This window comes from Algimonas porphyrae, assembly GCF_041429795.1.
Lineage (GTDB): Bacteria > Pseudomonadota > Alphaproteobacteria > Caulobacterales > Maricaulaceae > Litorimonas > Litorimonas porphyrae.
On the sequence record NZ_CP163424.1, the window covers coordinates 1,935,393 to 1,958,312 of the forward strand.

A 22,920-nucleotide genomic window follows, 5' to 3' on the forward strand; every position below is an offset into this window, starting at 1 on the left:
GATGCGTCGGGCCGTCTATTTGTCTATGTGGTTCGTAACCACCAAGGCCGGGTGATTCAATGTCGCTTTCGCCCTCTATGGCCAAGGAATTGGAGAAACGCTTGCCCGATCCGTCACCCATCGGCCTGATGATGGTCAATCTGGGAAGTCCGGACGCACCAACGGCTGACGCGACTCGCCGTTATCTGTTCGAATTTCTGCATGACTACCGCGTTGTCGACACGTCGCGCTGGATCTGGTGTCCGATCCTGCACGGGATCATCCTGCGCATCCGTCCCGCCCGGTCGGCAAAAGCCTATGCCAGTATCTGGGGCGATCCGCAGGAAGAAGCTCCGCTGATCCGCATTACGCGCGATCAGGTCGCCGGGGTTCAGGCAAGGCTGGGCGAGCGTGTGATCGTTGAAACGGCCATGCGCTATGGCAATCCATCCATTCCCGACACGCTCGACCGTTTGATGGAACAAGGATGCCGCCAAATCGCCGTACTGCCGTTATATCCGCAATATGCCGGCGCGACGACCGCGTCCGTCTACGACAAGGTCGCCAAATCGCTTATCGGACAGTGGGACGTTCCGGAGCTCCGCTTTTTGCGCGACTATTATCGGGAGCCAGCCTTCATTGCAGCGTTGGCCGATAGCCTGTCGGATCATCTGGCGACGCTCGACTGGAAACCGGACCGTATCCTGACCTCCTATCACGGTTTGCCACAGAGCTATGTCGACAAAGGGGATCCCTATCAACGCGAATGTCTGGAGACGACGGAATTGTTGCGGGCGCATACGGGCTATGACGCCACCTTGCTGCAATCGACTTTTCAGTCGCGGTTTGGCCCCAAGGCCTGGCTGCAGCCTTATACCGATAAGACGCTCGAAGCGCTGCCAGAGCAAGGTGTGAAGAAAGTTGCCGTCATGATGCCGGGCTTCTCAGCTGACTGTCTGGAAACGCTCGAGGAAATCGCGATTGAGGCGGAAGAGAGTTTTCTCGAGGCGGGCGGAACCCATTTCACAGCCGTGCCATGCCTGAATGACCGGGCCGACCATATCGATCTTCTGGCCGATATTTCGCGACGTCGCCTACTCGGCGACTGGCTTGATGAGGTCGAAGAGTGCTGAGCTATCGGTCGTCAGGATCGCGTCAGAGCCGATTATGCGGTCCGCGAGCGCGGCATAAGCATCCGCGCGAGAGCTTAGCAGCTCTGGATAGCACGCCATCAACGATTCGTTGGCACTGAGACCGTCCTGTAAGGCAAAATGTCCATTCCAGGCGAGCGGCTTGGGATGTGCGAAATATTGCGTTTTCAGTCGCTCAAGATGCTGGGGAGCCGCTTCGATATAGACGACATACCAGTCGTCTTTGAGCGACCTCAGGACGTCCTTATCTGTGTAGATTACGGATCCGGTAGTATCGAGCAGGGGGTTGCGTGCTTGCATCGTCAGGCTCTGCCGGGTTGCATCCGTTTCAAGCGCGATCGACTGTCGCTCCCGTTCTGCATAACCGTCACTATAGGGCTGGCCCTGCCAAGCGGCGAAGGCTGTCATGTCGGTTTCGCCCAGCGCGTCCCAGATCAGCCGGTCCACCTCGATCAGTGTGAAGTCGTAATCCGTCGCCAGCCGCATGCCGGAATAGCTTTTGCCGATATTGGACATGCCGATCAACGCCAGTCGCAATGTTCCGGCGGCATAGCGGCGATTAAACTCGGCGCGCGACAGTTTCATTCCAGGACGGAGGCAAGATGGCCGACGAGCGCGTCGAGGGTCGGTTCGATCGGCGTCACGCGCTTCTCTGTCTGATAGGCTCGAGCAAGCCGTTCGGGCATGCTGAGCGTTTCATCGATGATCTTTTCCAGGGAGTCGGCAAACTTCGCCGGATGTGCCGTCGCAACAGTCAGGAATGTCGCATCATCCGGATGGAGATGCCGAAAGGCGAGTGTGCCCATATGCCCGACGGTCGTATGCGGACACATGAGATAACCGGTCTCCCTGTAATGCCGACGCAAATGTGCGGCTGTGGTGTCGTCATCAAAGGACACGCCCCAGCAGACACGGCGCAGCACCTCAAGATTCTGATCGAATAAGCTGAGAATACGAGGGAAATTATTCGGACGACCGATATCCATCGCATTTGATAAGGTCGGGACGGATGGGCGCGGCCTGTATTCACCGACGACCAAGTAATCGACAAAGGGATCGTTGACATTGTGTGCCACGATAAACCGGTCAATTGGTGCGCCCATCTGTTGGGCAATCAGCCCGCCTGTAAGATTGCCGAGATTTCCTGACGGGATGGATATGACCAGATCGCGCTCAGGATAGGCGGCCTTGGCGTGAAGCGAGGCCCAGACATAATAGAAGCTTTGCGGGATCACGCGGCCGACATTGATGGAATTGGCGCTCATCAAATCGAAGCGCGCGCTGAGAGCCGGATCGGCAAAGGCGCCTTTTACCAAGGCCTGACAATCGTCAAATGTCCCTGTGACTGACAAGGTGTGCACATTGGAATTAGCCCCGCCAATCGTGCAGAGTTGCTGTTCCTGAACGGTTGAGACCCCGCCTTCCGGAAACAGGATAAAGACGTCCACCCCGTCTTGCCCCAGAAAAGCATCGCCAATCGCGCCGCCAGTATCGCCGGAAGTCGCGACAAGGATCGTTCGTCTTTCGCCCGAGGCTTGCATCAGGCGGGAGGCAGCGCGGCCCATGAACCGGGCTGCGAAGTCCTTAAACGCCAAGGTCGGACCATGAAATAACTCAAGAAAGAAATGGTCGGACTGAGGCGGCATGGCGGGATCGAGCCGTTCTCCTGCGCTCGTCACCATAGGCATGTCGTAACTATAGGCGTCGCGGCAAAGTGCGCGCAATGCGTCGGGGTCGAACAAACTATCCGTGAAATGCGCCGCAAGTTCAGCTGCGCAGTCCGCGAAACTCATTGCTCCCAGTGTTGCCATGCGGCTTGCCGGAATGTGCGGGATGACGTCTGGCATCCAGAGCCCACCATCGGGCGCAAGGCTGGCCAGGAGAGCATCGCCAAAGCGTGCAGCCATACCTGGATCAAGATGAGAGTGGTAAGTCATGGGGCCAACCGCGTAGCGCGATCAGTTTGAATGACAAGAGGCTGAAGCCGGAATAATAGGAGACGCCAAGGCTAACCGGGGCGGACAGCGTGGGCCAGTATGTTGACCATTGTGGCATGGGCGGGCGTTTTGCCCGGATTGTGAATGCTATGCGGACGATCTGCCCGGTACCTCAATGTCTCTCCAACATTCAGAATCCAACGTTCCTCATCTACACGGACTTCAAGCTCGCCGGCCAGTAGAGTCAATTCTCTACCGACCCGTCCGGGTGCGGCGAACTGACCAGCTTCCCGCCAGCTTCGGCCCTGAAATCATAGACCTGAACGAACTGAACAGTTTCCAGCGCCCCGATGATGCGAAGCTCACACAGGCCGTCATCTGAAATGATGCGTGGAATGTCCTGAACCCTTGCGTGCTGTACCAGAGCCGTTTCGGTGGCGTCAGCCGCAAACATTGCTTCTACGCTTGTTCCGAGCGCTTGCGACAAGCGCGACAAGGTAGCGACAGTTGGATTGGATTCATTTTTTTCGATCTGACTGATCATCGACTTGGCGACCCCGGACATGTCCGACAACTCCCCGAGCGACAGCTGATCAGCCTTGCGCAACCGTGCGATTGTCTCGCCGAGCTTACCAGACAGGGCTTCGGTCTGAGGACAGGGTTGGCGTTTGGATCGGGCTTTGCGGGGCATGACAGCTTTGTGAGTTTTTTTAGACTGGATGTTTCAAGGGTGTTCGATATATAGTACGCATCGTCCTTTCAAGAGAACCTATTTCATATAAAGTCCATGTGATGCGTTACCTTCCTATCCATATCGACCTGCGCGGCAAGCGTGTTCTCGTCTTTGGCGGTGGTCCGGCTGCTCAGGCCAAGCTCCGTACCTTGGTCAAAACCGAAGCCGAACTGATTGTTGTATCGGGTAAACCAGACGCAGAAATCAGGCGCTGGGCCGAGCATGGGCGGCTCACCCTCACGGATCATGCGGACTTCACCAGCGCAACGCTGATCTATGCAGCCACGGAAGATCAGGATGAGAATCTGCGACTGGCCTTGCTAGCCCGCGAACACGGCATTCCCGTTAATGCGGCCGATCAACCCACCGGATGCGACTTCATTACGCCTGCCATTGTCGACCGCTCACCGGTTGCCATATCGATCGGGACAGAAGGAACGAGTCCTGGTCTGGCCCGCGCTCTGAAGAGCGACTTGGAATCCCGCCTGCGCTCTGATCTCGGTCAGACCGCGCAGACGATTAAGACGCTGCGAGACGCATTGAAGAATGAGGAGCCCGACATTGCCAAACGGCAGGCGCTCTGGGCTTCCGTTCTGGGGTCTGGTCTCGGCGATTTTGTTTCACTTGATGCGGAAATCGTCACACGTCGCTACGAAGAACGTCGCCCCGAAGGCCGACAGGAAACAAGCGACCGTACCGCGACCGGTCATGTGCATATTGTCGGCGCCGGACCGGGCGATCCGGATCTTCTGACGATTGGCGCATTGCGGGTCATGCATAGTGCTGACGTCGTTGTTTACGATCGTCTAGTGAGTGACGAGGTTCTCTCGCTTTGCCGTCGCGAAGCTGATTTCATCTATGTCGGCAAAGTGCCAGGCGGCGCGTCGACACGACAGGACAAAATCAATCAGATCATCGTCGAGAAGGCTCTGGCAGGGCATTCGGTCGTGCGCCTTAAGAGCGGCGATCCGCTGGTATTCGGACGCGCGGAAGAAGAGTTCGTCTCCCTTGATGCAGCTGGCGTTGATTTCACCATCCATCCTGGAATTACAGCGGCCACGGCTGCGGCGGCGTCGCTGCGACATTCGCTTACAGTCCGGGGGGAGAATACCGCCGCAACTCTGGCCACAGGACATGACGAGAACGGCTTTGCAGAACTTGACTGGACAGCTCTGGCTCGACTGAACGCGCGCGCCACCATCTATATGGGCTTGCGCGCCGCCCGCTTCATCCAGGGGCGCCTGATGCTGCATGGCGCCAATCCGGACACGCCCGTTTCCATCGTCGAGAACGCGTCGCGGCCTGACGAAATCATACTCGAGAGCACGATCGGCGCATTGCCGGACGATCTGAAGGCCGGAGGCATCAAAGGCCCTGCCGTGCTGATGATCGGCTACGCCCGCCGTTCGGCCGCAAAATCGCTGAAAGCAGCGTCATGAGCACGTTGAAACACAAAGGAAAAGGCCCGCAAGCCATGACCGCGAACGAGCTCCGCTCCGGGTTGAATGTGTGGATGACGGCCGATTACGAGTGGTCGCGCGACTATACGGACGCGCTGCTGACCGAGGACGAAACGGTCATCGCCAAGATGGACGCCGTCGCCAAGGCCGCCGAGCGCTTCAACGAAGTGGTCGGCGCCTATTTCATCGACACGGTGGAGGGGAAGCCGACGCGTTACCGCGAACGCTTCCGCACGCACGGCCCGACTTATGACACGGCGGAGCTGATCTAAGATGTACCGTTACGATGAATTCGACCAGGAGTTCGTGGAATCCCGGGTCGCACAGTTCCGCGACCAAGTGGAACGCCGCCTGGACGGACGGCTGAGCGAGACGGAGTTCCGCCCGCTGCGCCTGATGAACGGACTCTACCTGCAGCTCCACGCCTACATGCTGCGCGTGGCCGTGCCCTACGGCACGCTGCGAAGTGAGCAGCTGCGAATGCTCGCCCATCTCGCTGACACATATGACAAGGGCTATGGCCATGTCACGACGCGCCAGAACATGCAGTATAACTGGCCGAAACTGGGCGACGTGCCCCACATGCTGGCCGATCTCGCCAGTGTCGAGATGCACGCCATCCAGACCAGTGGGAACTGCATCCGCAACGTGACCTGCGATCCCTATGCCGGTGCCGCTGGCGACGAGATCGAGGATCCGCGGCCCATGGCGGAGCTGATCCGGCAATGGTCCATGCTCCACCCGGAATTTTCCTTCCTTCCGCGCAAATTCAAGATCGCCGTGACCGGTGCGCCGACCCATGACCGCGCCATGGTGCGCGCGCACGACATAGGCATCGAGATCGTGCGCAACGCGGCGGGCGAGACGGGCTACCACATCATCGTCGGCGGCGGTCTGGGCCGCACGCCCGTCATCGGACAGACGCTGCGCGCCTTTCTGCCCAAGGCCGATCTGCTGCCCTACCTGGAAGCGACGATGCGGGTCTACAATCGCTTCGGGCGGCGCGACAACAAGTATAAGGCGCGGATCAAGATCCTCGTCCGCGAGACTGGGATCGAGGACTTCACGCGTCTGGTGGAAGAGGAATTCGCCGCGCTCGAGCCGAGCGACATCGCCGTCGGGCGGGAGGAGCTGGACCGGATCGCGGCCTATTTCGCTCCGCCCGAATATCGGAACGACATCAAGGCGTTCGACCTGTCGGCTCAGCCTGAAGGCTTCCGGAAGTGGGTCGACACCAATGTCGTTCCGCACAAGCAAAACGGCTACGCCATCGTCAATATCAGCCTGAAGGACCCGGAGCGTGCACCCGGAGACATCACGGCGGAGCAGATGCGCGCCGTCGCTGATCTGGCCGATGCCCATAGCTTCGGTGAAGTTCGCACCACCCATCAGCAGAATATGGTACTTGCTCATGTGCGTCAGGATCATTTGCGCGCTTTGTGGGACGAGTTGGTCAAAGCAGGGCTGGAAGACGCTAATATCAACCTCATCGGCGATATCATCTGCTGCCCCGGCATGGACTTCTGTGCGCTGGCAACCGCGCGGTCCATTCCCGTTGCACAGGCGATCGCAAACCGGTTCGATGATCATGCCCGCCAGCAGGCGATCGGTGAGATGCAGATCAAGATTTCCGGCTGCATCAATGCCTGTGGTCATCACCATGTCGGACATGTCGGGATTCTCGGGCTGGAGAAGGCTGGAGTCGAATTCTACCAAGTCACGCTCGGCGGAGACGCGACGCAGACCGCCACGATCGGCGACAAGATGGGCGCGGGCTTCTCGCAGGAGGAGCTCGTCGATGGCATCGAACGAATCGTCAATTTCTACCTGGACCAGCGAGAGCAGGGCGAGCGCTTCCTCGACACCTACCGTCGTATCGGAACACCCGCATTCAAGGAGGCGCTTTATGCCAAAGCTTAATCTCTCGCTCGTCAAGGCGACCGGTCGGGCCGCGAATGACAGCGATCCCGTACTATTTGACGCGACCCGTAATGATGACATTGAAGCTCTGCGCCTACCGGCGGATGCGGATCTAACCGATATTGTCGACGCCCTGCCGCGCATTCAGTCGATCTTCATCGAATTTGCAGCCTTCACGGACGGGCGCGGTTTCAGCCTCGCGCGGATTCTGAAGTCCCGCCATGGCTATACAGGTCTGCTGGTTGCCGATGGTCAGCTTATTCCCGATCAGTTTGCCTTCGCCCTGCAGTGCGGCTTCGACGCTGTCCGGATCGCAGATAGCGAACTGGGTCGTCATACCCCTGAAGCTTGGGATGCGGCTCTCGAAGCCTTCGATCTGACCTATCAACGTGGCTACGCCGTAAGATCAGGGCCGGGGACATCCATCTTCGATGCACGCCTGACAGCGATGGAGGATCGAAAGACCGACGACCCTTTTTTCGGGTTGAGCGCGCAAGCCGCGCTCAGACAAGCGATTGCGCAGCATGATGGCGACATTTTCCTGGCCAGCAGCCTCGGTGCGGATAGCGCCGTGTTGCTGCATATGGTCAGCCGCATCCAGCCTGATCTGCCGATCTATTTTCTCGATACGGGCAAGCATTTCCGTCAAACACTGGCCTATCGCGACCAGCTGATCGGCGATCTCGGCCTGACCAATTTTATCAGCGTTGCGCCAGATCCTGATGAGGTGAAAGCAAATGACCCGGATGGGCAATTACATGCGACTTATGCCGATGCCTGCTGTGCCTTGCGAAAAGTCGAGCCATTGCAACGGGCTGTCGGTCATTTCGGGGCACAGATTACGGGTCGGAAGCGCTACCAGACACCCGAGCGTGCGAGCATGCCGATCTACGAAATACGCGAAGGCGGTACGGTGAAAGTCAACCCGCTAGCTTATTGGAGCGCCAAAGATGTGACGAACTATATCCGCCGGTATGACCTGCCTGCGCACCCGATGTTTGCGCTGGGCTATCTGTCAATCGGATGTCAGCCCTGCACGACACGAGTCGCTGAGGGCGAGGATCCAAGGGCCGGACGTTGGCGCAACCAGGGTAAAACCGAATGTGGCATCCACATGGTGGATGGCAAGTGGGAACCGCTTGAGCGCAAGCAGACGTTCGAAGCGTTCTAACGCCGACGAGGGATGGTCAGTTCTACTGACCGCCTATCTCTTCGGCAGGATTGAGAAACTCCTGCATGCACTGATCCTGATAGTGATCCATACAGGCATAGAAGGTGTCGCGCATCTCCAGTGGACCGTTAAGCATGAACACGCACATGTCGTGTGCAACTTGATAACAGAAATCTTCCATTAGCAAACTTGCAGTGCGTTTATAGCTTTGCTGGGTTTCGTCGCGGTTTTGATGAAAGTTACGCTCGATCATAGACATCTCGGCTGGCCGGTCGATCGCGGCCAGTTGGGCAGCCTGAGCGCTTGTGAGCGTTGCTGCAAAATCAGTTTCCCGATCCGGAATATTCACGTCTGCACCGGCGGTAAGGCTGAAGACGATCGAACCTGCAACCACAAGTCCGCCCTTGATGTATGCTTTCATGATGTACCCGCTCGCTCAGTTTGAACTGTTGAGGGGATAAATGCACGAAGGATCGGTTATAGTAAACGAAAAGTTAACGATGATATCGCTGTCAATAGAAACAGTGGGTTAAGTGCTTGCTGCTTTGGAATATTATCCAAGCTGAATGATAAAAAACCTATGTTAACGACTCATTCCGGTCAGCAAAGCTGAGGATCCCTGCCTGGCGAGAAAGATAACGAGCGCGTTGACTGTTTTGATTGTCTTGACGCTTACTCTGCCACATCTGCAAAATGAGCTTTCAGACTACGGACAAGGATAGTTTGATAATAGCCCGACGCCCGCGCTTCTGCTGCATCCAGAAAAGCTTCAATTTCAACGGGGTCGATGACGGGATAGTCGTCGCAATCTAAAAACTGACCCGTTTGCACATAGTGTGGAAAGCCCACCAGACCGGCAAAACGCCCGGCCTGAGCGGACCGGCGGACCAGTTCGCCGCCATAACAGGGATCAGGATTGCGACCATCCCAGCCCTCGATCCGGATATAGCCGACAACGAAAAGCGACTGCGGATAACCGGCTTTTACGGCACGGTTGCGATAGATATCGCCTTTCTCATGCAGTCCAGAATAGCCATAGGCCCGCGCCAGCTGATAATTCAGCCTTGGATTATTCGGATCATCAAGCAGAGCGGTGTGACAGGCCTGAATGGCGGCAGGTTTATCCATTTGCTCGCGCGTGATGCCGTCCGTCAGTACGGCTTCAGGATCGCTCGGATGGGTGGCAAGCCGGTCGCATTCTGTGACCGTCCGGTCATGATCGCTCCGAACATAGGTTTTGATCTCGGAAAATGGGTCGGCCCAAGCGTCTCCTGCGGCGCCGGACAACAATATCGCGATAAGGATCAAACCCACTCTACGCATACCAAACTCCCGAATAACTGCGCGAGCTATAGACGATCACGGGGCGACGGGTTTGTCAGAGAGCAAGCTTTATTCCTACTGGTGGCGACTTTCGAGCACGGTCAATATCTGTGTCAGCGAGAGCCCCTTATGACGGGCGAGAACAAGCACATGATAGAGCAGGTCCGACGCTTCGTTCAGAAAGGCTTCGTCGCTCTCCGCTACCGCGGCCAAGGCTGTCTCGACACCTTCTTCACCAACCTTCTGCGCAGCTTTTACTAGCGATCCGTGTAAAAGTCTGGCGGTGTAACTGCCCTGCGGGTCACCGCCCCGTCGCCTATCAATGAGCTGATCGAGCGCAGCCAGAAAGCCGACGCCTGATGCACCCTCCCGACCAAAACAGGAGGGTGTGCCTTCATGACAGGTCGGGCCTGCGGGACGAGCTTTGACCAGGAGCGTGTCCATATCGCAATCGGCCTCAATCGACACCAGCGCCAGCGTATTTCCGCTGGTTTCGCCCTTGGTCCAGAGCTTGTCACGACTGCGCGAATAGAATGTCACCTGGCGCTTTGTGTAGGTCGCTGCCAATGCTTCTGCATTCATATAGCCGACCATCACCACTTGCAGTGTCTCTGAGTCCTGCACCACGGCGGGGACAAGACCATCAGGCCCATGTTTGAGGCTTTCGAAAGTGATCATTGCCTTATCTCCACGCCCGCTGCGGCCAGATCACTTTTCAGATCAGCGATGGCGATGACCTTCTTATGAAAAACCGACGCCGCCAGTGCCCCATCGACATCCACCTGTTTGAATACCGTTTCGAAATGATCCGTTGCACCGGCTCCGCCCGAGGCAACCAGGGGAACATCGCAGATGGCCCGGACGGCCGAGAGTTGAGCAATGTCGTAGCCTTGTCGTACGCCGTCCTGATTCATGCAGTTCAGCACGATTTCGCCAGCGCCGCGCGCTTGGGCTTCCTGAACCCAGTCCAGCGTCGCGCGACCCGTTTCGCGCGTTTTGCCGGGGTCACCAGTATGACTTTTCACACGATAGGTGCCGTCTTCTTCGAATGTGTCGATACCCACCACGATACACTGACGTCCGAACGCGTCGCAAAGCTCGTCGATCAGGCCCGGACGGAGCAGGGCCGGGGAGTTGACGCTGATCTTGTCCGCGCCGGACGCAAGACGAGCCCCTGCTGCGCTGACACTATCAATCCCCCCAGCAACGCAGAACGGAATATCAAGTTCGCGGCTCACACGTGCGATCCAGTCCGGGCTGACCTGTCGATTATCCGTCGATGCCGTAATGTCATAAAAGACAAGCTCGTCAGCCCCCTCGTCGCGGTAGCGTGCAGCCAGTTCAACAATGTCGCCAACATCTTCATGATTGCGGAATTGAACGCCTTTAACGACGCGGCCATTACGCACATCCAGACAGGGGATGATGCGCCGCGCTAACATGGATGAGGGCCTAACACGCAATCGCCTCGGCCAGCGTGAAGTTGCCCTCGTAAAGCGCGCGGCCGATGATGATCCCGTAAGGGCTCAAGGTCTTGAGTTCGCGAACATGATCCAACGTGCCGACACCGCCGGATGTGATCAGGTCTAGAGTCGGGTAATCGCGCAGGATCGTCTTGTAGAGTGATGTATTTCCACCTGTTTCAGCGCCGTCACGACCGATGTCCGTGACCAGTATTGTGCGCAGACCCGACCCGGCATAATTATCGAGAATTTCCAGAAACGGCGTCTCGGTCGCTTCCGTCCATCCCTTGATTGCTGGAAAGGCGATGCCGCGCTCGTCCAGATTGACATCAAATGCCAGAACGATCTTGTCGGGTCCCAGTTCGCTCAGCCAGCGCCGAACCATGATCGGCTGCGTGACAGCCAGGCTACCGATGACGACCCGGTCTACACCTGCATCGAGCAAATGCCTGATCGTACCGAGTTCACGAATGCCGCCGCCGGCCTGCACTTTCAAGCCGCTAAGCTGGGCCAGTTCGCTAATCAGAGCAGCCTGTGAGGATGACTGGTTCTTGGCACCATCGAGATCAACGATATGCATCCATTCCGCACCAGCCTCAGCATAAGACAAGGCGACATCACGCGGATCGGTCGCATATTCCGTCTTGGCGTCGAAACGGCCTTTCAGCAAGCGGACACACTGACCGTCCATCAAATCAATAGCGGGCACAATCATAGGGCTGCAAAGGCTTTCAAAATCGACGCTCCAGTCGCGGAGCTCCGTTCCGGGTGGAACTGGCATCCCCGCACATTGCCATGCCGGATGATCGACGAAAAGGGCGAACCATGCGTTGATGTCGCTATTGTCGCAGTCGAAATGGGCGCAGCGTAGGAATGAACAAAATAGGCATGGTCTCCATTCGTCAGACCCTCTGTTACTGGATCATCGACTAGATCTGTAAGCTGGTTCCAGCCCATATGCGGGGAAGGCAGATCGCCTGTATCCAGAGCCGTCACCCGTCCCGGCACCAGGCCGAGCCCCTGCGTCAGCAGTCCGCCCTCGTCCAGCTCTTCGAACAAAAGTTGCATGCCCAAGCAGATGCCGAGGACAGGCTGGGACAATGCGCGCAATGTGTCGGTCAGTCCGGCAGCATCAATCTTGGCCATGGCATAGGGCGCTGAACCGACCCCCGGTATCAGCACGCGGTCGGCGGCTGCGATTTCTTCAGGTACGTCACTGACCTTTGAGATGATACCAAGCCGATCGAACGCAAATCCGACCGACGCCAAATTGGCACACTTCGTATCGACAATGAGAACGCCCATGGCCTAAAGCATGCCCTTGGTCGAGGGCATGTCAGTGCCGGAAACGGCCAAGGCCGGACGCAACGCTCGGCCGACACCCTTGAAACAAGCTTCGATCATGTGGTGGCTGTTTTCACCTTCAACATCGATCTGAATGGCCGCGCCAAGCGTTTGCGCCAGGCTTTGAAAGAAGTGCGGGCACATCTCGACAGCAAACTCGCCGACATGATCGGTCGGAAACTCGCCCTTGAAGGTCGCGGCAGGGCGACCGGACAGGTCGATCGCGACTCGGGCCTGTGTCTCGTCCATCGGCATGATGAAACCGTAGCGACCGATACCCGCGCGATCTCCCAGCGCCTGTTTCATCGCCGATCCGAGCGCCAATGCTGTGTCTTCGACCGTATGATGTGCATCAATCTCAAGATCGCCTTTTACTACACAGGTCAGGCCTAACCCGCCATGTTTGGCGATCTGTTCAAGCATATGATCATAAAAGCCTAGTCCCGTATCGATCCTGACCTCTTTCGGATCGTCGAGATTGACGCGGATGGCAACATCTGTCTCTTTGGTTGTACGAAAGACTTCGCCGACGCGCTGGGACGGTTGCGGTCTGTCGGACAGCCCGAGTGCAGCCAGCGCCAAATCATTCTCTTCAGGCGTCCCGATTGACAGCCGGAAATGACCGGGAATCTTACTCCGAAAATCTCTGATCCGGATGTTGGCGGCGCTCAACCGCATCAGCATCTCGGTCTCATTCATTGCTTCGAACAGGATGAAGTTCGCATCGGAATGGTATGTTTTTACGACATATTCTGATTCGTTCAGTCGGGAGGCGATTCGGTTGCGTTCGGATATGAGAATGTCGCCACGTTGCTGGAGGACTGCCATAGCTGGCGCCGACAAGGCCGCCATGGCTGCATCGATGACAGGCTTCGGCAGAGGATAGGGCGGGATGACTTTCAGCATCAATTCAATGATCTCCGGGGTCGCTATGGCTGCGCCAAGCCGAACGCCTGCAAGACCGTAAAGCTTGGACAATGTCCGCGTAACAACGAGATTTTTCGGGCGGTCAGTGATTAGGCTCGGTTTAGGAGAAAACTCGATATAGGCTTCGTCCAGCATGACCAGTCCATCGCTGGCCTCGCAGACGCGCAGGATATCGGCCTTATCGATGGAATAGCCCGTCGGGTTGTTGGGCGAGCAGAGAAAGGTGATCTTGGGCTGTGCTTTCACTACGGTCTTAACGATTGCGTCCATGTCCGGGCGCAGGGCTGGGCCACTTGGGACATCGATGACGTCACAGCCGTTTAGGGTGGCAACTGTATGAAAGAAGGAAAAAGTGGGTGATGACAGCAGGATCCTGTCCTGACCAGGGACGCAAAAGGTCCGAACCAGCACGTCGATGAGCTCATCCGCACCGCGTCCCATTGCGATTTCTTCTGCCGTAACCCCGTAAATATCGGCCAGTCTTTGGCGCAATGCATCCGGCTGCTGGGCGGGATAACGGTTATACCCATCAACGGCGGCGGTTCCGGGTGGCGGTGCCCAGGGACTTTCGTTCGCGTCGAGATGCAGCGCTTCTGTGGACGCTCCGCGCGCCGAATAGGCATTCATGGCCACGATGTTGGGTCGCGCCATCCGTTCCGCCCAGTTCAGGGTCATTGCATGGCCTCCAGCCTTAACGTTACCGCTCTGCGGTGCGCATCGAGCCCTTCCATATCCGCCAGCCTTTCGACCGTAGGACCAAGGCTGCGCAGACCTGCCTTAGTCAGTTGCTGGACTGAAATGAATTTCAGAAAACTCTCAATCGTAATGCCGCTATAGGCGCGCGCTGCACCGTTGGTCGGCAAGGTATGGTTTGTCCCGGAGGCATAGTCGCCGACAGATTCTGGCGTCCATGGCCCCAGGAAGATCGATCCGGCATGACGGATCGCCGGAACCAATAAATCCGGCCTATCCATCTGCACGATCAGATGTTCGGGGGCGTAGCGATTTACAATATCGACGATCTCAATCCGCTCATCCGTCACGATCATACGCGCATGTGATAGAGCTTTTTCGGCAATCTCGCGACGCCCGAGCGTTGCGACCTGCCGATCGAGTTCTTCCAGAACGGCTTGCGTAATACTGGGGCAGCAGGACACGCAGAGCACCTGAGCTACGGTGTCATGTTCGGCCTGGCTGAGCAGATCGGAAGCAACGAAGGATGCGTCTGCGGTTTCGTCGCAGATCACCATCGCTTCGCTCGGTCCAGCCGGCATGTCGATGGCCGGACCGCCCGGTTCCTGCGCGACAAGCGACTTGGCGGCAGCCACATAGGCATTGCCGGGACCAAATATCTTGTCGCAACGCGGAATTGTCTGCGTCCCGTAGGCGAGGGCCGCGATCGCCTGCGCTCCTCCGACTGCAAACAGGTCTGTGACCTTGCAGCGCCAGGCACAGGCCAGAATGATGGGGTCGATTCTGCCGTCACTGCCTGGCGGCGTGACGACGACGCGCCTTCGCACGCCCGCGACTTTGGCCGGAGTAGCCAGCATGATCAGAGTTGAAACGAGCGGGGCCGTTCCGCCAGGAACATAGAGCCCGGCAAATTCGATTGCACGCACTTCGCGGCGGCAGACTACGCCTGGTTCGGTTTCAACTTCGATGTCTGCAGGCATCTGTGCGGCATGGAATCGCTTCACGTTGCGTCGGGCGCGTTCGATGACCGCCTGATCCGCAGCTGACAGCGCCTCCCAGGCGGCTTGCATATCTGTTTCCGGGACACGCAGCACGACCTTGCGATCCGTATCGAAACGCTGTGTATATTCGGCTAGAGCCGCATCACCGCGCGCTTTCACGTCCGAGAGAATGTCGCGTACACGCGCGATCAGCGCAGCATCCGCGATTTCCACCGGGCGGGCGAGGGCGGCATCTCGCGCCGCCTCATTCATATCGGTCCAGTCAAAACGGCGCATCAGCTCATCATCTTCTCGATCGGGAGCACGAGGATGGCGCGCGCGCCGAGCGCTTTCAGGTCCTCCAGCGTTTCCCAGAAGACATTTTCTGTACATACGGCCTGAACCGCCACCAGTTCGTCATTTCCGGCCAAAGGCATAACCGTCGGTGCGTCCGATCCAGGGAGCAGGTTGGTGATCGCCGCAACCTGCGACTTGGGCGCATTCAGCATGATATATTTGGTTTCGGACGATTTGATCACGCCTTCGATCCGTCGCAACAATTTGTCGAGCAGTTCCGTCTTGGCCGCTGACAGTTCGCGCGAACTGCGGATCAGCACGGCTTCGGATTTCAGAATGGTTTCGAAAGCGCTGAGGCCATTGGCCTCGAGCGTTGCGCCGGACGAGACCAAGTCACAAATGCTCTCCGCCACGCCGATTGATGGTGCCAGTTCGACGGCACCTTTCATCTCGACCAGCTTGGCATCAATGCCGCTGTCGCTCAGGAAACGCCGTGTAACGCCTGGATAGGTCGTCGCTATGCGCGTCCCGGATAGATCGGTCTTTGATTTCACCGTGCCGCCGTCTGGCGCGGCCAGGCAGAGACGACAACGTGAAAAGCCAAGGCGCATCGCGATCGTCGCGTCCAACTCGCCTGTCAGCTGTTCCTCGACGAGTACATTTTCACCGACAATACCGATATCCGCTGCATCATTCGAAACGAAGGAGGGGATGTCGTCATCGCGGACCAGCAACAAGTCGATGGGCATGTTCTTAACACGGGCCAGCAAACCGCCGCCTCGGATCGCGAACCGCAGGCCACACGCCTTCAACAGCGCAAAGCTGTCATCGGCGAGACGGCCTTTTTTCTGTAGCGCAATGCGCAGGCGATCGCTCATGGCGTCATCTCCAACAGCAGGCGATAGCCGCCATGCGGTTCATCCTTCAGAAAGCGGGCGACACGCCCAATGGTCGTCGTACTCACGCCAGTATCGGCACTGATCTCGCGGTAGCTTTTCTCACCATTCGCCAGCATCTGCGCGACGCGCCAACGCTCCGACAGAGCCCGAAGTTCCGCAGGCGTACATAGGTCGATCAACACCGCCCGCATCTGCGCCGCATCGTCGATACGCACCAGCACATCGCAAAGTTCATCAGTATTCAGCTCATTCATGATCGTGCCTTTGTGTTAGCGCGCTAATACATTCATGATCGCCTCGGTCAAGCCGGTTCGCTCACGTGACGCCGAATTAGACATGTTTATCTAAACACAGCTCGGATCGTGAAAAGGATATTGAGAGCGGCAGCTGATAAAGCTGGCCACAGCATCGGTGCGCTGACTGATCGCTCGCATTAAGGGCGAAATCTGTCCTCATAAACATGCTTACATACATGAATGTGCAGGAATGAGTGGCGGGCGGGGCGGGATTCGAACCCGCGAAGGAGTTGCCCCCTTGCCGGTTTTCAAGACCGGTGCATTCAACCACTCTGCCACCCGCCCGTCGGGTGGGCGTCTGTGACGACGCCTTTGTGGTGGCGGCGCTTTAAGGCGCTGCGCAGCAGGCTTCAACCATCAATCGCGTTTACGACTGCTTAACGACAGACATTGGGACTCCGTTATCACTGTTTTCGAACGGTGCGTTACCCGCGTTTCCGAACGTGGATTTAGGACTGAGCCGCTAATCCGTTCTGCAATGACACGAAACACGTGGCGCAGGCCGACCGATGTTTCGGGGAATTGAAAAGGTGAGGGCACCGAGGGGTGCCGTTCAAGCGACCGATGGTGAGGAAGAGATGAGAACGACGTTTTTGAAGATGACAATGATTGCGGCTGCGTCCGGGCTTCTGGCCACGGGTTGCGCCACATCACAGGTGACCGCGACATCGAAAGCGGCGCCGATCACCTACAAAATCGGGCAGGGCGGCACACAATTCGCCTCACTAAGCACGCCTGAACGTTCGTCCCGCCGGGCATTGCCGCGCTATAACGCCCCCCTTGGTGCGCAGGGCCGTATCTTCGATCCCAGCAAGATCGATCGGCAACTCTATAGTCATCAGAAAGTCGGGAAGCGCTACACCATTATGGGCCGGAGCTATAAGCCTCAGCATGATCCTGATTATGACCAGACCGGCACAGCGTCTTGGTATGGCCCAAAATTCCACGGCAAACCAACCGCTAATGGCGAAACGTTCGACAAGCGCGCCATGACAGCAGCACACAAGACGCTCCCGCTCAATTCAATGGTTGTTGTTACGAATCTCGAAAATGGTCGTACGGTTACCTTGCGCCTGAATGATCGCGGACCCTTCATCGGGAACCGCATCATCGATTTGTCGGAAGCTGCTGCCGAGGCCTTAGGCTACAAAGCTAACGGACTAGCGGAAGTGCGCGTCCAATATGCGGGACCCGCCGATCCGATGGCCGGCGACCGCATTCTTCCGCGCCGTTCCCCGCGTGTCGCCGAACTGCCGCGCGACAATATCACGATACCGACGTCACCCCGGACCAACCCGTGTCACGATGTGAGCACACGAATGGGTGACGGCACGGTCATACCTGCGGCCTGCGAGACGGTGCCGCGCACGCGTCGGAAATTTGCCGCGCCGTCACTGCCGACGCCGATCGCACCGAGTCAGCCGCGTCGAGCCCAGCCAATAACCCCGCCTGCTTCGGGTAACATCACCATGACGATCAAGGGCCCGATCCATATCGCCAAGTCAGATGAGACCCAGCCAAAACCGGAATTCATCGCTGAACCGGTCAGAACGAAATAGCACAGCCTCGCCGCCTTGCGGTGGCCACAGTTTCCGGGCATCTGCTGACGGACGCCAATTCGGCGTCCGTTTTCGATTCAGACCCGGACTATGCTGCGCTTTTTCCTCTCGATTTTTCTCGTCATCCTCTTGCCGGCATCTTTGCTCGCCGCGCCGATCCAGACTGATGCCAAGCAGGCTGTAATCATTGATCACGATACTGGCATCGTTCTATTCGAAAAGAATGCCCGCGACCCGATGCCCCCTGCATCCATGACGAAGATCATGACTGTACAGATGGTATTGGAAGCCATTGACGCGGGTGATCTCAGCGAAGATACGCTTTTGACCATCTCAGAGGATGCCTGGCGTCGCGGCGGTGCTGCATCCGGCGCTTCGACCATGTTTTTAGCACCACGATCGGAAGTCAGTGTCATCGACCTGTTGCGCGGTCTGATCATTCAATCCGGAAATGACGCCGCCATCACGTTCGCGGAACGTCTGGGCGGTTCTGAGCCCGCCTTCGCTGACATGATGACACAGCGTGCGCGTGAATTGGGCCTCGATTCGGCGACGTTTCGCAATGCGACGGGCTGGCCGAATGAGGAACACCGGATCAGCGCACTGGACCTGGCTAAGCTCACGGGCATTCAGATCGAGCGCTTCCCGGATTATTACGACATTTATGCGGAGCGCAGCTTCAGTTGGAACGGTATCTCGCAGGACAACCGCAACCCGCTTCTGGGCAACTTCACAGGGGCGGACGGGGTGAAGACTGGCTCGACATCGGTGGCGGGTTTTGGATTGGTCGCGTCTGCAGAGCGCAATGGTATCCGTCGCACAGTCGTGCTGAACGGCCTGACGTCTCAATCTGAGAGACGTCGCGTGGCAATGGAGTTGATGACGGCGGCGTTCGACCAGTTTTCCATTCTCCAACTGTATGAAAATGGGCTCTCCATGGGTGAGCTGCCGGTCTATCTTGGTAAATCCGAGACCGTCGGGCTTGTCATCCGTGATACGGTTACGGTTCCGGCTCATCGCTCAGAGCGTCGCCTGATCAAGGCTCGGATCGATTATGTCACGCCTACAGCCCCGGTCGACGCCGGCGCCAAGCTTGCCGAGCTGATCATATCCAAAGAGGGTGTCGAGCTGGGGCGCTATCCGCTTTATGCATCCGAATCCGTTGACAGAATCGGCTTTTTCGGGCGCGTGGCGACATCATTGGCGCAAAAGATCAGAGGCTAGACATGACCGGACAGCTCATCACATTTGAAGGTGGCGAAGGCGCGGGTAAAACCACTCAGGCCAAAATGCTGGCAGATGCGCTGGAAGGTGTCGGCGTTGAAGTCATCCTGACCCGCGAGCCTGGCGGAACCTTTGGCGCTGAGTCCATCCGCAAACTTGTCCTGGAAGGCACAGATGACCGCTGGTCGGGCATGACGGAATTACTTCTCATGTATGCAGCCAGGATCGATCACGTCGAAAAACTTATCAAGCCTGCCTTGGAACGCGGCGCATGGGTCATCTCTGATCGGTTTTCCGATTCTAGCCTTGCCTATCAGGGCTATGCGCGTGGCATGGGTGTGGAGACGGTCCGGTCTGTGCATGAGGTCGTCATGCAAGGCTTCAATCCCGATCTTACGCTCGTCTTCGATATGGATGTCTATCTGTCGCTCAAGCGCGTAGAAACGCGTGCCTTTGAACAGGATGAGGATCTTTCCCGCTTCGACAAGGCCGGGCAGGATTTCCACGTCAAGATCCGCGATGCGTTTCTCGATATCGCCAAAACGGAACCGGACCGTGTTAAGGTGATCGATGCGGACGGATCGCGCGGTGCGGTCCATGCTCGCATTCTAAATGCGCTGACCGCGAGTTACCCTGAATTCGCCGGGAAGCTCGGTGGCGCGTGAGCCGCTAGACTTTCCCGAACCGGACCGATCGGACGGATCCCCCCATCCGCGCGAGGTCTATGAACTGCTCGGCCATGCGGCTGCGGAACGGCGCTATCTGGACGCATCGCAATCGGGACGGCTGCATCATGCCTGGTTGGTCACGGGTCCGCCCGGTATCGGGAAGGCAACGCTGGCCTATCGGATTGCGCGGCATCGCCTTGGCGGAACCACATTGCTGGAAGGGTCCCTCGACATTCCGGCATCGGATCCTGTCGCGCAGCGCATCGAGAGTCAGGGCCATGGCAATCTTTCCGTCATCCGCAGGCCCTATGATCCGAAGTCGAAAAAGCTCAAGCGCGACATTCCGGTCGATGAAATCCGCGCGCTGGCCAAATTCTTCCAGAGCACGGCTGCGGAAAGCGATGACTGGCGGGTCTGCATCGTCGACAAGGCCGATGATCTGAATGCGAATTCGGAGAACGGGTTGCTGAAACTGCTCGAAGAACCGCCCAAGCAGACATTGTTCCTGCTACTGGCCGATCAGCCCGGATGCCTGCTGCCGACGATCCGGTCACGCTGTCTGCATTTGCCGCTTCGCGCGGTCGACAAGACAAATGTAAAGCGCTGGCTTGGTGCGCGGACGGATGTCAGACCCGAATTTCAGGAGGCCGCCGTCTCGCTGTCACGCGGCGCACCGGGTAAAGCGCTCGCATTGGTTGGACATGTTGAGACTGTTCTTCAACCTCTCAAACGTCTCATGCAATCTCTCTCAGGAAACGGCGACGACATGGCCTTGGCCAAGTCACTGGCCACGATCAAGGAAGCGACATCGCGAGAGCTATTCTGGGACGCGCTGATCGACGTCCTGCAGGCACAGGCGGTCCAGGCTGGCACAGGCGAGTGGACGGGTCCGTTCGACCCATCGACCGCACAAAAGTCCCCCGAGACATGGGTCACACTGGCGGAGCGGGCGCAGCAGACTCGCGCCGCCGAAACAGGCATCAATCTCGATAAGACAGCAGCGCTCTATGATCTACTGAGCCGCGTGCGCGCCGCATGATCATCGACAGTCACGTCAATCTCCATGGCGAACGCTTTGCCGAGGACTTGGATGACGTCATCCTGCGAGCCCGTGAAGCAGGTGTCAGCCACATGCTGAACATCTGCTGCAATATCAAGGATTTCGAGGCTGTAATTGCTATTGCCGAGGCTCATGATCACATCTGGGCCACAGTCGGCACGCATCCGCATGACGCGAAAGACAATCCAGATCTGACCGCAGATACGCTGATCGATATGGCTGCCCATCCCAAAGTCGTCGGGATCGGCGAGACGGGATTTGATTTTCACTATGGCTATTCCACCCGTGATGATCAGATTGCCAATTTCGCGGCCCATATTGAAGCAGCACGTGAGACGCAGCTTCCACTCGTCATTCACACGCGCGAGGCAGACGAACTGATGCTTGACACATTGCAGAAGAGCGGGGCCGGCCAGGATTATCCTGCGCTGCTGCATTGCTACACATCTGGGGAAGCACTTGCTGAATGGGCGGCTGACGCCGGATTATATTTTTCCGTATCCGGCATTGTGACGTTCAAGAACGCGCATGATGTTCGCGCGCGGATACAGGTCATGCCCGACGATCACATCATGCTGGAAACGGACTGCCCCTATCTCGCACCTGTTCCGCATCGGGGACGGCGGAACGAGCCCGCTTTTCTGACCCACGTGGCCGATGGTCTGGCCGATGTAAAAGGCTGGACGCGCGCAGAAACGGAAGACCGTACCAATGCCGCCTTCTTTCGGTTGTTCAAGAAGATCACGGCATGAGGCTGTCAGCCACCATACTGGGCTGCGGGAGTTCCGGAGGCGTGCCACGTGTGGGCGGGGAGTGGGGTTATTGCGATCCCGCTGAACCAAAAAACCGTCGCAGCCGCTGTTCTCTTCTGGTCGAAAAAACTGGACCGGATGGGACGACATCGATCCTGATCGATACGTCGCCCGATCTGCGGGAGCAGCTTCTGAGAGCCGAAGTCACGCGTCTGGACGCCATATTGTTCACGCACGACCATGCGGACCAGACGCACGGCATCGACGATCTGCGCGCTATTGCCTACGGCATGCGAAAGCGCCTGCCGACCTATATGGACGCACACACGCAAACGCATGTCGTGAGCCGTTTCGACTATTGTTTCGAAATGCCGGAAGGGCGCGTGCATCCTGCTATTCTTGAGCTCCAGCCTTTGCTGGAGGATGGTGACAGGGTCAAAATCGATGGGCCGGGTGGTTCGATCCAGGTTGATGTCATCGTTGCGTCGCACGGGCCGACGCCGGTTCTAATGTTCATTTTCGACGATCATCTCGCATATAGTCCTGACGTCTGGGACATTCCGGATAATGCACTCAGTCGCCTCGACGGCATCGATACATGGATTTGCGACAGTCTGCGCTATAATGATCATCCCACGCACGCCCATGTCGACAAGACGCTTAGCTGGTTCGCCAGAACACGAACGCGACGCGGCATTCTGACCAACTTGCATATTGATCTGGATTACAGCATGTTAGCGGAAGAACTTCCAAAGATTGCGCAGCCTGCATATGATGGAATGGTTGTTAAGACGGCGCAATAAGTTCTCATAATATGCATTATGCGTTTAATTGGCTTATGTAGGAAACCTGCTTCTTCTGTGTTTTCCAAAGCCATAGGTCGGCCCTGCGCCAGGTCATAATCACAATGTCTCTGATGCTCTCGACATCGTTGGGTCACGCTACCTCCCTTCATGCGAGCGTGGACTGATAGGCGAGATTGATACCGCGACAGTTTTGTGACATATCTGTGACGAAGGGTGTCACTAAGCGCGGTTGCATATCCGGCACTCTGAGGAAAAAAAATATATGAGCGAACCCGCGA

At 57.5% G+C, this 22,920-nt stretch carries 23 protein-coding genes, 1 tRNA gene and 1 pseudogene; 11 read left to right on the plus strand and 14 right to left on the minus strand.

The features are described from left to right. Window positions 1-77: 77 nt before the first annotated feature. The gene (gene hemH / locus AB6B39_RS09340) at window positions 78-1,112 is read left to right on the plus strand and encodes a ferrochelatase (RefSeq protein WP_371398535.1); all 1,035 of its coding nucleotides are present in this window, start codon (window positions 78-80) and stop codon (window positions 1,110-1,112) included. Here hemH and AB6B39_RS09345 read toward each other — a convergent pair. The 3 genes and pseudogenes from AB6B39_RS09345 to AB6B39_RS09355 all read right to left on the minus strand — a co-directional run bounded on the left by AB6B39_RS09345 (window position 1,074) and on the right by AB6B39_RS09355 (window position 3,758). Then, a complete protein-coding gene (locus tag AB6B39_RS09345) occupies window positions 1,074-1,715 on the minus strand; it encodes a hypothetical protein (RefSeq protein ID WP_284368860.1) in 642 nt (213 codons plus the stop codon). The two genes, hemH and AB6B39_RS09345, sit on opposite strands and share 39 nt — an antisense overlap. Next, window positions 1,712-3,037 carry a threonine synthase gene (thrC, locus tag AB6B39_RS09350; protein ID WP_284368859.1) on the minus strand — a complete coding sequence of 442 codons (1,326 nt, stop codon included), beginning with the start codon at window positions 3,035-3,037 and terminating at the stop codon, window positions 1,712-1,714. Before thrC ends, AB6B39_RS09345 begins: the two co-directional genes overlap by 4 nt. 101 nt (window positions 3,038-3,138) lie before the next feature. Beyond that, window positions 3,139-3,758: pseudogene (locus tag AB6B39_RS09355) on the minus strand (helix-turn-helix domain-containing protein). Between the two features lie 101 nt (window positions 3,759-3,859). Here AB6B39_RS09355 and cysG point away from each other — a divergent pair. From cysG to AB6B39_RS09375, 4 genes are read left to right on the plus strand one after another with little or no spacing between them, the layout of a single operon-like run. Continuing rightward, window positions 3,860-5,239: a siroheme synthase CysG gene (gene cysG / locus AB6B39_RS09360; protein WP_284368857.1), complete on the plus strand. Its 1,380-nt coding sequence runs from the start codon at window positions 3,860-3,862 to the stop codon at window positions 5,237-5,239. Continuing rightward, window positions 5,236-5,532 (plus strand): DUF2849 domain-containing protein, encoded by a 297-nt coding sequence (locus AB6B39_RS09365; RefSeq protein ID WP_371398536.1) that lies wholly within the window; start codon window positions 5,236-5,238, stop codon window positions 5,530-5,532. The genes cysG and AB6B39_RS09365 overlap by 4 nt, the downstream gene beginning before the upstream one ends. Before the next feature lies 1 nt (window position 5,533). Beyond that, window positions 5,534-7,180 (plus strand): nitrite/sulfite reductase, encoded by a 1,647-nt coding sequence (locus tag AB6B39_RS09370; protein WP_284368855.1) that lies wholly within the window; start codon window positions 5,534-5,536, stop codon window positions 7,178-7,180. Then, window positions 7,167-8,351 (plus strand): phosphoadenylyl-sulfate reductase, encoded by a 1,185-nt coding sequence (locus AB6B39_RS09375; protein WP_284368854.1) that lies wholly within the window; start codon window positions 7,167-7,169, stop codon window positions 8,349-8,351. The genes AB6B39_RS09370 and AB6B39_RS09375 overlap by 14 nt, the downstream gene beginning before the upstream one ends. Before the next feature lie 22 nt (window positions 8,352-8,373). Here AB6B39_RS09375 and AB6B39_RS09380 read toward each other — a convergent pair whose 3' ends face one another. The 11 genes from AB6B39_RS09380 to AB6B39_RS09430 all read right to left on the minus strand — a co-directional run bounded on the left by AB6B39_RS09380 (window position 8,374) and on the right by AB6B39_RS09430 (window position 16,858). Further along, complete coding sequence (locus tag AB6B39_RS09380; RefSeq protein ID WP_284368853.1) at window positions 8,374-8,772, minus strand: hypothetical protein; 399 nt, start codon at window positions 8,770-8,772, stop codon at window positions 8,374-8,376. Between the two features lie 251 nt (window positions 8,773-9,023). Next, window positions 9,024-9,674, minus strand: a complete 651-nt coding sequence (locus AB6B39_RS09385; protein ID WP_284368852.1) for a hypothetical protein — start codon at window positions 9,672-9,674, stop codon at window positions 9,024-9,026. Between the two features lie 75 nt (window positions 9,675-9,749). Beyond that, window positions 9,750-10,352 carry a bifunctional phosphoribosyl-AMP cyclohydrolase/phosphoribosyl-ATP diphosphatase HisIE gene (gene hisIE, locus AB6B39_RS09390; RefSeq protein WP_284368851.1) on the minus strand — a complete coding sequence of 201 codons (603 nt, stop codon included), beginning with the start codon at window positions 10,350-10,352 and terminating at the stop codon, window positions 9,750-9,752. Then, window positions 10,349-11,116: an imidazole glycerol phosphate synthase subunit HisF gene (gene hisF, locus AB6B39_RS09395; RefSeq protein ID WP_284368850.1), complete on the minus strand. Its 768-nt coding sequence runs from the start codon at window positions 11,114-11,116 to the stop codon at window positions 10,349-10,351. The genes hisIE and hisF overlap by 4 nt, the downstream gene beginning before the upstream one ends. A gap of 10 nt (window positions 11,117-11,126) precedes the next feature. Continuing rightward, the gene (gene hisA, locus AB6B39_RS09400) at window positions 11,127-11,852 is read right to left on the minus strand and encodes a 1-(5-phosphoribosyl)-5-[(5-phosphoribosylamino)methylideneamino]imidazole-4-carboxamide isomerase (RefSeq protein WP_284368849.1); all 726 of its coding nucleotides are present in this window, start codon (window positions 11,850-11,852) and stop codon (window positions 11,127-11,129) included. Continuing rightward, on the minus strand, window positions 11,849-12,442 hold the full coding sequence (gene hisH / locus AB6B39_RS09405; RefSeq protein WP_284368848.1) for an imidazole glycerol phosphate synthase subunit HisH: 594 nt from the start codon (window positions 12,440-12,442) through the stop codon (window positions 11,849-11,851). The genes hisA and hisH overlap by 4 nt, the downstream gene beginning before the upstream one ends. Window positions 12,443-12,445: 3 nt before the next feature. Continuing rightward, entirely contained in the window at window positions 12,446-14,083 is a 1,638-nt protein-coding gene (hisC, locus tag AB6B39_RS09410) for a histidinol-phosphate transaminase (protein WP_284368847.1), read from the minus strand. Beyond that, complete coding sequence (gene hisD, locus AB6B39_RS09415) at window positions 14,080-15,378, minus strand: histidinol dehydrogenase (RefSeq protein WP_371398537.1); 1,299 nt, start codon at window positions 15,376-15,378, stop codon at window positions 14,080-14,082. The genes hisC and hisD overlap by 4 nt, the downstream gene beginning before the upstream one ends. Beyond that, entirely contained in the window at window positions 15,378-16,256 is an 879-nt protein-coding gene (gene hisG / locus AB6B39_RS09420; RefSeq protein ID WP_284368845.1) for an ATP phosphoribosyltransferase, read from the minus strand. The genes hisD and hisG overlap by 1 nt, the downstream gene beginning before the upstream one ends. Continuing rightward, a complete protein-coding gene (locus AB6B39_RS09425; protein ID WP_284368844.1) occupies window positions 16,253-16,531 on the minus strand; it encodes a YerC/YecD family TrpR-related protein in 279 nt (92 codons plus the stop codon). Before AB6B39_RS09425 ends, hisG begins: the two co-directional genes overlap by 4 nt. Before the next feature lie 237 nt (window positions 16,532-16,768). Next, window positions 16,769-16,858, minus strand: a tRNA-Ser gene (locus AB6B39_RS09430). 293 nt (window positions 16,859-17,151) lie between these two features. Between AB6B39_RS09430 and AB6B39_RS09435 the strand changes: the two genes are divergently transcribed. The 6 genes from AB6B39_RS09435 (at window position 17,152) to AB6B39_RS09460 (ending at window position 22,639) form a co-directional block, all read left to right on the plus strand. After that, window positions 17,152-18,132, plus strand: coding sequence for a septal ring lytic transglycosylase RlpA family protein (locus tag AB6B39_RS09435; protein WP_284368843.1), 981 nt, complete (start codon window positions 17,152-17,154; stop codon window positions 18,130-18,132). Between the two features lie 90 nt (window positions 18,133-18,222). Next, on the plus strand, window positions 18,223-19,356 hold the full coding sequence (locus AB6B39_RS09440) for a D-alanyl-D-alanine carboxypeptidase family protein (protein WP_284368842.1): 1,134 nt from the start codon (window positions 18,223-18,225) through the stop codon (window positions 19,354-19,356). A 2-nt stretch (window positions 19,357-19,358) separates the two neighbouring features. Beyond that, window positions 19,359-20,021 (plus strand): dTMP kinase, encoded by a 663-nt coding sequence (gene tmk / locus AB6B39_RS09445; protein WP_284368841.1) that lies wholly within the window; start codon window positions 19,359-19,361, stop codon window positions 20,019-20,021. Further along, window positions 20,011-21,063, plus strand: a complete 1,053-nt coding sequence (locus AB6B39_RS09450) for a DNA polymerase III subunit delta' (protein ID WP_284368840.1) — start codon at window positions 20,011-20,013, stop codon at window positions 21,061-21,063. Before tmk ends, AB6B39_RS09450 begins: the two co-directional genes overlap by 11 nt. Then, the gene (locus tag AB6B39_RS09455) at window positions 21,060-21,836 is read left to right on the plus strand and encodes a TatD family hydrolase (protein ID WP_284368839.1); all 777 of its coding nucleotides are present in this window, start codon (window positions 21,060-21,062) and stop codon (window positions 21,834-21,836) included. The genes AB6B39_RS09450 and AB6B39_RS09455 overlap by 4 nt, the downstream gene beginning before the upstream one ends. Continuing rightward, complete coding sequence (locus tag AB6B39_RS09460; protein WP_284368838.1) at window positions 21,833-22,639, plus strand: MBL fold metallo-hydrolase; 807 nt, start codon at window positions 21,833-21,835, stop codon at window positions 22,637-22,639. The genes AB6B39_RS09455 and AB6B39_RS09460 overlap by 4 nt, the downstream gene beginning before the upstream one ends. Window positions 22,640-22,920: the final 281 nt, after the last annotated feature.